Annotated in this window: 16 protein-coding genes; 8 read left to right on the top strand and 8 right to left on the bottom strand. The window is 68.1% G+C overall.

What is annotated here, in order from left to right:
* Window positions 1–169 precede the first annotated feature (169 nt).
* The 3 genes from ACZ1H8_RS14750 to ACZ1H8_RS14740 form a co-directional block, all read right to left on the bottom strand.
* Window positions 170–769 (bottom strand): hypothetical protein, encoded by a 600-nt coding sequence (locus ACZ1H8_RS14750; RefSeq protein WP_465177932.1) that lies wholly within the window; start codon window positions 767–769, stop codon window positions 170–172.
* Between the two features lie 376 nt (window positions 770–1,145).
* Window positions 1,146–3,785 (bottom strand): hypothetical protein, encoded by a 2,640-nt coding sequence (locus ACZ1H8_RS14745; RefSeq protein ID WP_465177931.1) that lies wholly within the window; start codon window positions 3,783–3,785, stop codon window positions 1,146–1,148.
* 447 nt (window positions 3,786–4,232) lie between these two features.
* Complete coding sequence (locus ACZ1H8_RS14740; RefSeq protein ID WP_465177930.1) at window positions 4,233–4,514, bottom strand: hypothetical protein; 282 nt, start codon at window positions 4,512–4,514, stop codon at window positions 4,233–4,235.
* Between the two features lie 215 nt (window positions 4,515–4,729).
* Here ACZ1H8_RS14740 and ACZ1H8_RS14735 point away from each other — a divergent pair, with 215 nt between their 5' ends.
* Genes ACZ1H8_RS14735 through ACZ1H8_RS14725 form a run of 3 tightly spaced genes read left to right on the top strand, consistent with a single transcriptional unit; the run spans window position 4,730 to window position 5,691 of the window.
* Window positions 4,730–4,945 carry a hypothetical protein gene (locus ACZ1H8_RS14735; protein ID WP_465177929.1) on the top strand — a complete coding sequence of 72 codons (216 nt, stop codon included), beginning with the start codon at window positions 4,730–4,732 and terminating at the stop codon, window positions 4,943–4,945.
* Window positions 4,942–5,199, top strand: a complete 258-nt coding sequence (infA, locus tag ACZ1H8_RS14730; RefSeq protein WP_346248660.1) for a translation initiation factor IF-1 — start codon at window positions 4,942–4,944, stop codon at window positions 5,197–5,199. The genes ACZ1H8_RS14735 and infA overlap by 4 nt, the downstream gene beginning before the upstream one ends.
* 21 nt (window positions 5,200–5,220) lie before the next feature.
* Window positions 5,221–5,691: a hypothetical protein gene (locus ACZ1H8_RS14725; RefSeq protein ID WP_465177928.1), complete on the top strand. Its 471-nt coding sequence runs from the start codon at window positions 5,221–5,223 to the stop codon at window positions 5,689–5,691.
* 222 nt (window positions 5,692–5,913) lie between these two features.
* Here ACZ1H8_RS14725 and ACZ1H8_RS14720 read toward each other — a convergent pair whose 3' ends face one another.
* The gene (locus tag ACZ1H8_RS14720; RefSeq protein WP_465177927.1) at window positions 5,914–6,249 is read right to left on the bottom strand and encodes an ArsR/SmtB family transcription factor; all 336 of its coding nucleotides are present in this window, start codon (window positions 6,247–6,249) and stop codon (window positions 5,914–5,916) included.
* A 6-nt stretch (window positions 6,250–6,255) separates the two neighbouring features.
* A complete protein-coding gene (locus ACZ1H8_RS14715; protein ID WP_465177926.1) occupies window positions 6,256–6,723 on the bottom strand; it encodes an SRPBCC domain-containing protein in 468 nt (155 codons plus the stop codon).
* Between the two features lie 244 nt (window positions 6,724–6,967).
* Between ACZ1H8_RS14715 and ACZ1H8_RS14710 the strand changes: the two genes are divergently transcribed.
* The gene (locus ACZ1H8_RS14710) at window positions 6,968–7,228 is read left to right on the top strand and encodes a cold-shock protein (protein WP_465177925.1); all 261 of its coding nucleotides are present in this window, start codon (window positions 6,968–6,970) and stop codon (window positions 7,226–7,228) included.
* Window positions 7,229–7,263: 35 nt separating this feature from the next.
* The gene (locus tag ACZ1H8_RS14705; protein WP_465177924.1) at window positions 7,264–7,686 is read left to right on the top strand and encodes a VOC family protein; all 423 of its coding nucleotides are present in this window, start codon (window positions 7,264–7,266) and stop codon (window positions 7,684–7,686) included.
* A gap of 12 nt (window positions 7,687–7,698) precedes the next feature.
* On the opposite strand, the gene ACZ1H8_RS14700 is transcribed toward ACZ1H8_RS14705, so the two are convergent.
* Window positions 7,699–8,931 (bottom strand): hypothetical protein, encoded by a 1,233-nt coding sequence (locus ACZ1H8_RS14700; RefSeq protein ID WP_465177923.1) that lies wholly within the window; start codon window positions 8,929–8,931, stop codon window positions 7,699–7,701.
* A gap of 155 nt (window positions 8,932–9,086) precedes the next feature.
* Between ACZ1H8_RS14700 and ACZ1H8_RS14695 the strand changes: the two genes are divergently transcribed.
* Complete coding sequence (locus tag ACZ1H8_RS14695) at window positions 9,087–9,578, top strand: hypothetical protein (protein WP_465177922.1); 492 nt, start codon at window positions 9,087–9,089, stop codon at window positions 9,576–9,578.
* 16 nt (window positions 9,579–9,594) lie between these two features.
* Here the strand turns inward: ACZ1H8_RS14695 and ACZ1H8_RS14690 are convergent, their stop codons facing one another.
* Together ACZ1H8_RS14690 and ACZ1H8_RS14685 are read right to left on the bottom strand one after the other, a co-directional pair.
* Window positions 9,595–10,305, bottom strand: a complete 711-nt coding sequence (locus tag ACZ1H8_RS14690; RefSeq protein WP_465177921.1) for a hypothetical protein — start codon at window positions 10,303–10,305, stop codon at window positions 9,595–9,597.
* 134 nt (window positions 10,306–10,439) lie between these two features.
* Window positions 10,440–10,835: a hypothetical protein gene (locus ACZ1H8_RS14685; protein WP_465177920.1), complete on the bottom strand. Its 396-nt coding sequence runs from the start codon at window positions 10,833–10,835 to the stop codon at window positions 10,440–10,442.
* Between the two features lie 171 nt (window positions 10,836–11,006).
* Between ACZ1H8_RS14685 and ACZ1H8_RS14680 the strand changes: the two genes are divergently transcribed.
* On the top strand, window positions 11,007–11,444 hold the full coding sequence (locus ACZ1H8_RS14680; RefSeq protein WP_465177919.1) for a hypothetical protein: 438 nt from the start codon (window positions 11,007–11,009) through the stop codon (window positions 11,442–11,444).
* A 71-nt stretch (window positions 11,445–11,515) separates the two neighbouring features.
* Window positions 11,516–12,514: a DUF6624 domain-containing protein gene (locus ACZ1H8_RS14675; protein WP_465177918.1), complete on the top strand. Its 999-nt coding sequence runs from the start codon at window positions 11,516–11,518 to the stop codon at window positions 12,512–12,514.

The raw sequence follows: 12,514 nt of genomic DNA, 5'->3' as shown, positions 1-12,514 counted from the left end.
AAACGGACACGCCCCCCCCCGACCTCTCTCGCATGCGGGAGGAGAGTGAGGCTTGCTCGCGCGTTGAGCCTTCGCCGAGAAACATCACCGGGTGTCGGCGACCACCGGCGCCTCCGATCCGGAAAGCAGTGCCACCCGCCCGCGGTCCGGCCCGTCCAAACACCGCGCCTTACCCGCCCTCGACCCCGCACGCTCGCCCCACCGCCAACGGATCACCCAAGTCGAGCGAGGCGCGGATCTGGCGCTCGAACGCGGCTCCGATCGCCGCATCGTCGCCCAGGCCCGCGCGCGCCATCGCATCGTCCGTCATCCGTGCCATTATGGCGCCCATCGGCGTCCGGACCCGGTCGAGCCAGGGATCGTCGGGATGGTCCTCACGCACCGACTGGGCGCTCCCCTGCAACAGGCCGAGGACCGCGACACACATGATGTCGCGGTCGACGGGATTTTTCGGCAGGTTCGCGGCAGTGACCCGGGCCGGTCGCGGAAACCGCTTCTCGCACTGCGCGATCAGGCCCGCGGCGTCCGCCTTTGCCACCTCGGGCAATGTCTCGGTCATGACCTCACCGAGCCGGTCCAGCATCGGCTTGCCCGCGGGCCGGGCACGCGCGGCATGCAGCGTGTAGAACATGAAACGGGCGTTATCGACAAAGCCCAGATCGTCGCCCTCGATCGTCCGGATCGTCGCCACCGCACAGGTCCGCGCCGCTTTATAGGGATCGGCATCCAGCGTGGCGGTCTGCGCCATCAGCGCGAGCAAGGTCAGCATGTCGGTCCCCGAATTGATCGGCGCCGATCATCGGCGAGCGATCAAGCGCTGACAACCCCGCCCGCTGAAACCCGCTCCGGGCCGAACCGCCCCTGGACCGAGCCGCTCGGCCAGAACGGAGTGCCACTCCAATCCCCCTCCCGCTCGCGGGAGGGGTTAGGGGAGGGCCTGTTCCCGATCACCAGCGCTTTGAAACCGACACGCCCTCCCAGTTGACGGTGGACAGCCCCCCGGGCTGTCCAGGTCAAGCCGGGGGCTTGACCGATCCGCAACTCCCCTCCCGCAAGCGGGAGGGGAGTTGCCAGCGATGCAAGCAGGTCCCGCACCCTGAACACGGGCGAGGCAGCAGGAGCATACCGCCCCGCCCGTGCCTGCCTCACTTGGGCAGGTCCAGCTTGATATTCGGGTCGAACCCCAGCTTCTCGAGCCCCTGCGCCTTGGCCGCGCGCGACTTGGACGCCTCGACCGCGGCCTTGAACTTGGGGCCATATTCCTTGCCCACCATGCCGGTGATGCTCAGCGTCGATTCCTCGGGGAACTGCTTGGCCAGTATCTCGGCGCGCTTGGGCATTTCGCCGGCCAGCTTGGCGACCTGGTCATAGCAGATCTTGTCGGCGCACTGCTTGGTCCACACCGCCTGCGCCAGCTGCGCCCAGGCTTCGGACGCGGACTTGGCCTCGCGCGCCTGTGACGCCACGACCACCCCCTTGGCCTCGCCGTCCGCCACGACGAACAGCGGTGCGATCGTGCCGAGCGAAATATTCGGATTCTGCTCGAACGCACGCCGCCCATTCAGCGTCGTGCCCAGCTTCACGAAGCGGATGCCGACCTTGCAGATCTCGTCCAGGCATTGCGGCGTCCACCGCGCCTCGAACGCGCTCGCCTGCTTGTCCAGCTCGACCTCATAGGGTGAGGTCGCACCCTTGGCGTTGAAGGTGAAGGCGCGCGAGCAGACGGTGCCTTCATGGCATCCGAAATCGACCCCGCCGGGGGGCAGCTCGATCGCCAGCTGCGGGAACCAGATCGGCCAGTCCCAATTGTTGCTCCACACCGACAGGTCGATGAACAGCCGGGCGACGATCCCCGGCGTCACCTTCATCGTGACATTGTACACCGGCTGCTCGACCACGAAGCTGCTCGCCCCGGTGCTGTCGACGCCCAGCGGCATCGCCTTGCCGCTGGTCTGGAGCAACGAGGTGCCGCCCGTCACCAGGTCGCGCATCGTGAATTGCAGCTTGTCCGAATTGGCCTGGACCTGGACCGCGGGAAAGATCTTGCCGCCGAACGCGCCGAAATTGGCGCGCCCGCCGATCAGGTCGAAATCCTCGAACGTCTTGACCATCGTCGGCCCCGGCTGGCCCGGCGTCGGCGGCGTGAACTGGCCGTCGGTGAACGGCGCCGGCAGCTCGTCGGTAAAATCATAGCCGACCGAGATGCCGATGCTGTCCGACCCGATGAACGGTAGTTTCCAGCGCAGCCCGGCACTGGCGCCAACCTGCGCCACCAGTTCCTTGCCCTCGAAGATCTTGGGGCCCATCAAGCCGGTGCCGGCATAGTCCGCGGGACTGCCATTATAGGCCGCCATCACCGGCGTGATCTCGGCACTCGGCGCGCCGCCGCCCTTGCGCATCTGGCGATAGGTCCCGCCGAAGCTCAGCGGAAAGCGCAGCCCGAAGCCGTAATTGAACCCGGCATAGAGCTCGGCATAATAGGTCTTCTTGCACCCGACGAGGCACCATTTGATCGAGGTCTGGATGCGCTGCGACCATTCATATTCGCGGCCCAGGGTGAAGCCCGCCAGATAGGTGAATTTGCCGATGTCGTAGCTGACATCGAGGTCCGCCGGCTTCTTCGGCGCGGGCGGCGGCGGGGGCGGCGGGCTCTTTTTCGCCTGGTCGACATTGTCCTCGTCGGGGACATAGGCGATCTGCTCGATCTGCGTCTCGCTGCTGTTGACCAGTTCGCCGGCCAGCGCATCATCGTCCAGCCCGCTCAGCCGCGCGACCTCGCCCGCGCCGACCTGCTGCACCAGGGTCTGGCGCTGTGCCGGATCGTTCAGCTGCGCGCGGAAATCGGCGACGCTGTTCGCGATGTCGGCCGCGATCTTCGCCGACTGCGCCTGGGCCAACCCGATCGCCTTGGCCCGCTCGCCCGGATCGGCAACATAATGCGGATCGCGCGGATTGGCATAGGCGGCGGTCCGCTGCGCCTCGCTCAAGCGGGTGAAGCATTCCACCCCGGCCGAGGCGAGCTGACGCCGCCGCGACGTGTCGCTGCACGCGCCGGGCTTAAGCCGATAGGTCAGCAGGCTGCGCACCACCAGGCCCTGGCGCAGCTCGACACCCTCCAGCACGTCGCTGCGCACCTCGACCAGCGCCGGCAGCCCGCGCAGCTTCTGCGCGACATTGGGCAAGGCGCGCGGATTGGCGAAGATCGGCGTGAAGTCCGCGCGCGTCCTGCCGATCGTCACCCGCGGATTGCTGCGCAGCGTCGCCACCGACAGCGTCCGCACCGTGGGCAATGCCCGCGCGCTGTCGGCAAAGCTGCCATCCTGGCGCAACAATGTCGCCCTGGGCCGCAGCACGCGCGGCTTGAGCCCGCCCGGCGGCGCCAGCGTCGCTGCGGGCGCGTCGAACTCCTGCACCTGCACCGGGCGCAGCGTGCCGACGGTAAAGCCCGGCCGCGACCCGCCCGCCAGCGGCGCGGCCTGCACCGGTGCAGCCGTCACCGGCCGCCCCACCACGGGCACCGGCCGTCCGGTCGCAGCCGATGGCGCTGCGGCGGGCGCAGGGGTCGCGGCCGGCACGCGCGCCGGCAACCGAACCGGCCGCGCCGTCGTGGTGGGTGCCGGCGTCGCCTCGGGCGTTGGCGTCGGGCTCGGCGTCGGCGTCGCCACCGGCCGCCCCAGCCGGATCGGCGGCGCCCCATCCTGCGCCGCCGCCGGCACCACCATCCCCACCGCCAGCGCCACCGCGCTCGCCATCGTCACGCATCCGCTCATCCGAACCGTCCGCATTGCCACTCTCCCTCGCTCGACACGGCAACACCGCGTCCCGAGGGTGCAGACGGGAGCTCGAGGGAAAAGCGGACACATGAACAGTGGAGCCGGCGACAGCCGCCTCGCCGCCTCCGCCCGACATGCGATGAGAAACCCATCCAACCCGTTGCGATCAGGCCGAAATCCTCTTCCGGAGGGAGAGGGGGACCAGCCGCAGGCTGGTGGAGAGGGCGTTTCCGCAAAGCATCACCTGCGCCTGGTGGATACTCGCTCTCCCCGCTCCGCGGCCCCCTGTCCCTCCAGGCAGGGCAATCGCATCGGGTCTTGCGAGCGCCTCTATCGGCAATTCGGTGTTCCGGTGAAGGCCGGACCCCAGTCGGGAAAGCCTAGCGACTCTAGCAAACCTCTTGCGCACTGGCTGGGCTCCAGCCTTCGCCGAAGCGCAGGGCTGACGCGCAACCCCAGCTACAACCCCACCCCGCGGCACAGCGCATAGAGCCGCCGCACGCGCGCATCGCCCGCGCCGTGCTGTGCCCGGAACCGCGCCTTGGCAGCGCAGGCCGATCGCTGCGCCGCGGTCGGCTTGCGTGCCTGTCGCGCGCCGTCGCGGTTGACCAGTCGGCGGGTGGTGGAATCCTGCAGCACGACCCGCCCATGGTCCTCGACCTGGGTCGTGGGCAGGTCCTGGCGCGCGCCGGCGGTCGGCGCGGCGATCAGGGTCAGGGCAGCGAAGAGCAGGCTCGGCATCGCGGCACTCCTCTCGCGCCGCATCATAGGCCACCGCCCCCGCCGGGTCACGCCCGGCCGACCGCCGTGCGGCACGACCCGCCCCTTTCTCCGCGCGCCACGTGCAATTCGGCGACCGATACCCTATATAGGTTAAATCGCTGGCACACCGACCCGTAGGCGCCAGCGGCTGAGAGACCATCGCGCTCCCGCTTACAGGACGGGAGTTCCGCACCATGGACCTCAATCAACTGCTCCACCGGCATCAGGTCTCGCTGATGTCCGCCAATGCCGCGTCCGGAGCCGAAGCGCGCTGCGCCCATCAGGGGCTCGCCGCGCTCTATGCCGATCGCATCCGCGCGCTCCAGCACCAGCTTGGCGCCGCCGCGATGCTGTCTCCGACCCGTGAATCAGCCACTCCCCAATCAGATTGTGCAGGTGTTACTGAATGAAAGAAGAACTGATGACCTTCGACGCGCTCGTCGAGGAAGTGCTGCCCGATGGTCGCTTCCGCGTCGTGCTCGAGAATGACCACCGCGTGATCGTCTATACCGCCGGCAAGATGCGCAAGTACCGCATCCGCACCCTCGCCGGTGACCGGGTCGAAATCGAGATGTCGCCCTATGATCTCGACAAGGGCCGCCTGGTCCGCCGCGAACGCCTGAACGGCGGCGGTGGCTTTGGTGGCGCGCGCCGCCGCCGCTGACCCCTTTTGCAGGAGAATTGCATGACGCAGACCCCGCCCACCACGAACGAACCCGGTGACGACATGGCCGGTGACGGCTTTGCCGTTGATGACGCGATCGTCGACGCCGCCGGCACCGACGACAGCGACGAGAAGGGCAGCGAAGATCCGATCGTCGTCCCGGATAGCGACGATGCCCCGGGCGCCGAGGCGCCGGTCATCGAGGTCCAGCCCGACGCCCCGGCCGAGCCCGAGGCGCGCACCCGGACCAAGCCGTTCCGCAAGAAATTCACCACTGTCCGCCTCGACCCCGCCAGCGCCGCGCGCCAGAGCCGCATCGCGCTGTTCGCCTGGGACAAGCTTGGCGGCAAGGACGGCGCGTCCGCCTTTCTGAACAGCCATGACGATGCGCTGGGCGGCCGCCCGCTCGACCTGGCCGTGGCCAGCGACGCCGGCCTCGCTGCGGTGGAACAGGCAATCACCGCCCGCGCCGCTTCGGGCACCCGCGGCTGAACGCCGGCGGGGACACGCTACCCCCGCCCCATCCCCGCCCGTCGCCCCGGCCGAAGTGCCGGGGCCCACGGTGCGGCACATCCCGGACGCAAGGCCAGGACGCGGCGGCCACCCCGGGCGCCGGGTCCCGTATCATCCGCGGGCGCTGGATGGAGGAAGGGTGGCCCCCGGCATTGCAGCCGGCGTGACGGCGGTCTTCGGCTGGATCCCGAGCACGTCCGCTCAGCCGCCCTCCCCGCCCAGCAGGGTCGCCAGCCGCTGCATCCGCCGGTCCCATTCGGGCCGGCACGCATCGATCCAGCGCGACAGCGTATCGAGCGCCGCCATTTCCAGCCGGCAGGTGCGCACCCGCCCGATCTTCTGCGTCGTCACCAGCCCGCATTGCTCGAGCACGCGCAGATGCTGGCCGATCGCGGTCAGCGACATGTCGAACGGCTCGGCCAGCGCGGAGACCGACATCGGTCCCCGCCCCAGCATTTCCACCATCCGCCGCCGCGTCGGATCGGCCAGGGCCTGCAGGATGGCGCCTGCATGGGGGGCTGGATCTGGCGCAGTCATGGCCCGCTATGCGACGACGGCGCCCAGCCTGTCGAGCATCACGTTCCAGCCCTGCTCGCGGATCTCCGGCCCGTCCGCCCCCTCGAAAAACGCTCCCTGGAAGGTCAGCACCAGCTCGGTACCCCCGCCCGCCAGCACCAGCTCTGCGGTGACCAGCGCCGCCGAAATATCGGCCTCGCCAAAGGCCATGCGCGACGCCCAGATGATCCGCTCGTCGGGCACGATGTTCAGCACGACATCGGTGTTGGCGATGCTCGCCCCGGCAAAGGGCGTGCCCTCGCGAAACCGGTAGCGCAGCCGCTCGGTCGATCCCTCCCGCAGGTCGGCGGAGAATTCCTCCACCTCATGCTGGTCGCCTTCCGCGAACCAGCGGCGCTTGATGTCGGGATCGGCAAAGGCCTGGAAGACCTGCGCCGGCACGGCGGGGATCGTTCGGCTGAGCGAGAAACTGGCATGGGCGACGGCGCGGGACATATCCACCTCCATTAGTGAAGCAGTAACTTCACTAATGCCAGCAGCACAATAGTCAAGTAGTAACTTCACTATTAACGTGCCACTTTCTCACGCAACCCGGATGACACGGGCGCGTTGACGCCTCGGTCCGGCCGCATATCGGGCAATTGCCGCGCTTGACCTGCCCGCAATACCGGCCCAGCCTGACTAAATTCCGGTTCCCCGCCCGAGTCCCTCGGGCAGGCCCTGACGAGCGAGACGACGCATGATCAACGGAACCGTCCATTTCTATCACCGCGCCTCGGGCTTCGGCATCATCCGCCGCGACCGCGGCGGCCCCGACGCCTTCGTCCATGTTGACGCACTGACTGCCTCCGGGCTGGAGACGCTGGCGCCCGGCCAGCGCCTGACCTTCGAACTGCGCACCGACGCCCGCGGCCAGACCTGCGCGCATGAACTGACCTGCCTCGAAGAGGCGTGCAGCGACGCGGCCTCCGAACCCCAGGTGCTGCGCATCATCGGCTGAGCGGCGGGCGCGCAGACGCAGGCTCAGGCGCCGCCATGCAGCAGCAGCTCTCGGTCATCACCCTCGGCATTGCCGACCTCGTCCGCTCGCGCCGCTTCTATGGCGAGGGATTCGGCTGGACGCCGGTATTCGAGAATGACGAGATCGCCTACTACCAGATGAACGGCTTCGTCCTCGGCACCTGGCTGACGCCGCAGCTCGAGGCGGACATGCAGCGCCCTGACCTCACCCGCCCCGGCGCCGTCGCGCTGGCGCACAATGTCGCCGCGCAGGACCAGGTCCAGCCGCTGATCGACCGGCTGGTCGCCGCCGGCGGCACCCTGCTGCGCACCGCCGACGCGCCCGACCATGGCGGCTTCCGCGGCTATGTCGCCGATCCCGACGACCACGCTTGGGAAATCGCTTGGAACCCCGCCTGGACGATCGATGCGGAGGGGCGGGTGACGTTTTCGGTTTAGTCCGTGCGCCCGTCAGCCTTCGGGCGTGGCCGGCATCTCCGCCTGGCGCAGCGGATCGATGACCCGCAGGTGGTAGCGGCCCGGCGGCAGCATCAGCGCGACATCCTCGCCCTTGCGGATCGCCACCCGGTCCATCGGTACCGAGTCCGCCGGCTCGCCAACCGGGCGCGCCTCGATCACGCGCCAGCCCTTTGACGGCCGAAGCGCGACCGGAATGCCGACCAGCCGATCGCCCGCATCCCTGCGCCACACCGGGCGGTGCCGTTCGAACCGGGCTGTCGGATGGTCGACGACCAGATCGAATGTCCCCGCCGGCTCGGCGGCCGGCAGCATCGACAACCGCGACGTTTCGCCCGAGCCGCGGCATTTGGTCTGCGAGATGGTCAGCGGATCGATGCCCGTCTTCTCCTTCAACCGCGCGGCCATCCACCGCGCACCATCGGGCCGCGGCACTTCGGCTGCGTGCGAATAGCCGACATGGATCAGTACCCGCGCGCCGGGATGCGCGGTCACATAGTCGGCGAGCGTGCGTGCCATCCCTTCCTCGCGCCGTGCAATCTGCTCGTCGCGCGGCAGATCCGCCGGGATGTCGTCGGTGGGCTCATATGCCACAAACCGGTACCCCAGCCGCTTCGCAGTCCTGCCCAGCCTGCCAAAACCCGCTTCGGACAGGTAGAACCCGTCCTCGTCGACGAAATAGGGCAGACCGGGGGTCCGGATAAAGGCGGGCATGTACTCGGCTTTCATGCCCTCGATCGGGGGCGACAGCGTTTCGATCGCCATCGTGTCATAGCCCAGCGGGCGGAGCCGCTGCGCGACTTGCGCGATGAAGCCGCGATGCTCCGACCGCTCATGGCTCTCGTTGACGATCACGATCCGCGTGCCCCGCGCGCGCTTTTCGATCTCGTCCAGCACATCACCCGCCCCTGCCAGCGGGACACAGGGAACCGCCGCATAAGGGGGGCTGCTGCCCGCGATCAGGTCTTCGCGCCCGAACAGGCTGAGCGTCTGGCTCGCCATCGGATCGGCCAGCGGCCGGTCGGGATCGATCTCGGCCAGTTGGACGAACTTGTAGCCGAGCGAGGTCGACGACAGATCGGGAGGCGGCGCCTGCGCGAACGGGGTGACCAGCACGACATCCGCGTCCGGCCGCTCCTGCAGAGCCGCTGCCGGTGCGTCCACTTCGATCGGCGCCGCAAGAGCGATCAAGAGGGCCGCGGCGCCGCCATGGCGAGTCAGGTGCATGAACAGCTGGCTATCGCGGCATGGGCGTCATCGCCAAAGCTACCGTATCCGTTTTGGACCTCGCTGGCGCGATGCGGGGCGAAAACGGTCGACAACCGCCACAACATCCGCCTCAATCATGCAGGCAAACCTCGGCTTCGGCAGGAGACAGGACGATGACGCTTCGACCGGTCCGGATGGCGGCCCCCGCCCTGCTCATCGCCGCCTGCTCGGCCGCGCCGCAGCAGGACGCGCGGCCCGATGCCGCCGTGGCGACGGAAACCGACCGCACTACCCTCGGTGGAGCGCCGGTGACTCTAGTTGCCCGCGATGGCGCCTGCCTGCTCCGGCGCGAGGCCCAGCGCGACATCGCCCTCGCGCCCGCCGCGCCCTGTCGCTTCCTGCGATCGGGCGGACAGGTGCAGCAGCATCGCTATCCCGACCGCGGCGTCGATGCCGTGGTGCTGGTGATCGGCTCTCCCGCCAGCGCCGCGCAAAAGAGCGAGTTCGGCGTCGCGGCCAGCGAGGTCTGCGGCACCGTGGCGCACGGCCTGACGCTGCGCGGCACCACCGTCACCGCCGCCGCCACGCCCCTTCGCGGCGGCATGTTCTGCGTCGACAAGGGCCGCGACGAGAAGGACTTCTACGCCGTCGCGCACGCGGATTGAGCGCACGCCGCCGCCGTCACCGCGTCTTCCCCTCCAGTTGAATCACCCCCAGCGGCGGCAGCGCCAGCATCTCGCGCGCCAGCGTCAGCAATTCGTCGCGTGACTCGATCCGGCAATAGCGCGTCGACCACACATCCACGCCGCCGGAATCGACCACCTTGTCCGCGGGGCAGCGCCGCTGCAGCACCGTGAAGCGCGAAACGATTCCCGCCTCCACGCCGACCGGCGCTTCGCGTGCCAGCAGGACATAGGCGCTGCCGGGCCGGAATCCCCGCTGGATCGCCCAGAGCTCCCAGTTCGCCTGCCCCCGTTGCGCCGACCCCAGCCGGACGAAGAAGCCACGATCATATGGCGCCCGCTTCAGCTCGCCACGCCGGTCAGCCATGCTGAAAATCGCCGCGCAGTGAATCGCCCCGAAATTGATGACCCGCTCCCAATGTTCCTCGCCATAGGCGTCACCGGGATCCGGGGTGAACCGCCAGTCGCCAAACCCCACCCGGCTAGCGCACCCGAGATCGGTCTCGGACTCGAGGCTTCGCGGCCACAGTTCGGGCCATTCGAAATCATAGAGCGGCACCGGCGAATGAAGATAGTCGTCCGCCCGCTCGTCCTCGTCATAGTCGACCGGAGCCGATTGCGCGGCCGCGTCGGGACGCTGCGCCGAAGCCCCGCACGGCGCGCCGATAGCGACCGCTGCAACGAATGCCCAGATCCTCGATCGCTTCACATCATGCTCCTTTCGACGCAAATGCGACCCGCCCGCGCACCTGCGGATCGACCACCGCCGAGAGCATCAGTCGTGAGACAGTGCGCCATCTGGGATCGGCGTCGGATGCAGCAGGCTGATCGATGGCACGCCCTTCATCGCTCTTCCTGGCGCCAGACGGTCCATTGATACCCCAAGCGGACCGCCAGCACGGCGTTGTCACGTCGCCAATGGTCATGGGTTCTTTTGTCGGTCCGCCCATTATTGGTGATGACACGCGATTCGAACACACAATTTACGGCTCGCGCATTCTCACCGAATTTTTGGACAAGATTGCGCGGCGATATGGATACGCATCGAGGATTCCTCACCTCTACGTCGTGAGTGATCTCCGGACAGACCGGTGCTTCTCCCGGCTCCCCGACATCCGAACACGGCTCGTCAAAGCGATCATCGGTCAATGCGAGGGCAATTACCGGTGCCGGCAGCAGATACTCCTGATCCTGAGAGTATATCGCCAAGGCGAAGATGAGTGCGATTGCTGGGGCCATGTTCCAAGATGAATTGCCCGCGCCAAGCGGTCAATCTTCCGCGCAGAAATTATGCGCTGCTTCGGCTCAGCGCCATGACCGAAGGATCATCCGCCCAAACATGGTACACACCCCCTGCTTGTCTTGCGTTACCGACAGGGTAAAACTCGAACAACAGGGGAGGCACGCCGAATGAGCCCGAAGGTCTATCTGCTGATCGGTATCCTGGCCTTCGTTGCCAGCGTCACCGGATCCGACATCGTCGCGCGGATGATGGTCGCCGGCAGCGATCCCGCCACGGCGCTGGCCGATCACCTGGAATGGACGATGCTGACGCCGATCGGCCTCATATTCCTGCTAATCCCCTTCGGCGGAACCACCCTGATCTGCGCCGCGGTCAGCGAGCGCAGCCGGTCGGCGGCCGCGCTCGTCCATGCCATCGCCATGGCCGTGCTCGCCTGCACCTATTTCGACGGCTTCATGACGTCACACCATGCGATGCTCGACGGCCGCTGGACTGCTGCGGCGCTGTCGATCGGGCTGATGCCGCTGTTCGTCGGCCTGCCGGTCCTGCTTGCCGTGGCACTGGCGGCGGCGCTGATCGTCACCGGCCGCCCCCGGCGAAGCTGAGTGCGCGCCGGAGATCCTGACATGAATCGCTCCGCCGTCCCTGTCAGCTCCAGTTGAAGAGGAAAACGGTCATGCGCATCCCGTTGCTCGCCCTCGCCATGTTCGCCGGCACCGCATCGGCACAGCCGGTCCCCGAACCGCTCGCCGGCCAGGTCCGCGATGGTCATTTCGACCCTGGCGATTATCGCTGGCTGCGCGGGCGCGTGCCCGGCGCTGATCCGGCTCAGGTCGCGCAGTGGCGGGCAATTCAGTCCTATATCGATACGTGCGGCGACCATGTCCGCCGGGACGAGGCGGCGCTTGCCGCGCTCGGTCATCGCGCGCCCGACGCTTATTGGTCCGCCTATAAGGGCGATGTCTGCGCCGAGATCCAGATGGCCGCGTCGACCGCGCACGGCTTCGACGACTGGGCCTCCTATTCGCGGGCGATCGCGACCGCGCTCCCGGTCTACCGCACCTATCTGTTCGCCGTCAGCCGGGCGGCAACCGTCGCGCCGACCAACACCGGCGCGTTGCGCGACCAGCTCAACGCGGCGGTCATCCCGGACCAGATGCTGCGCGCCGCGGCGGTCTGGGGTCAGGGGAATGCGTCGGACGCACCGCAGTTGGACGACGATGCGCGCCGCATGCTGATCGCCATGCTGTGGCGTGCCATTCGCGATCAGGACCACCGCAACACGGCTTGGATGAAGATGATTGTCGCACGGGATGGCTGGCCGACCATATCGCGCGTGGGAGAACTCGCCGCCGGCAATGCCTGGCTGATCGTCCAGCATGCCGATGACGACCCGATCTTCCAGCTCCGCATGCTCAAGCTGATGGAGCCGCTGGTTCCCCGCCGCGAAGTCAGTGGCAGCCATTTCGCGCTGCTGTACGATCGCGTGATGCTGCCGCTGACCGGGAAGCAGCGCTACGGTTCGCAGTTCATCTGCGGCGGGAAGGGCTGGCACCCCCAGCCCCTCGAAGACGAAGCCAACGTCGACGATCGCCGCCGCGCCGTCGGCCTCCAACCGCTTGCCGCCTATCGACGCTCGATGATCGACGCCTATGGCGAACGCTGCCCCGGCTGA

The sequence above is a fragment of the Sphingomonas sp. BL-S-25 genome (genome assembly GCF_055521555.1).
This window is presented reverse-complemented; position numbering and strand designations above follow the sequence as displayed.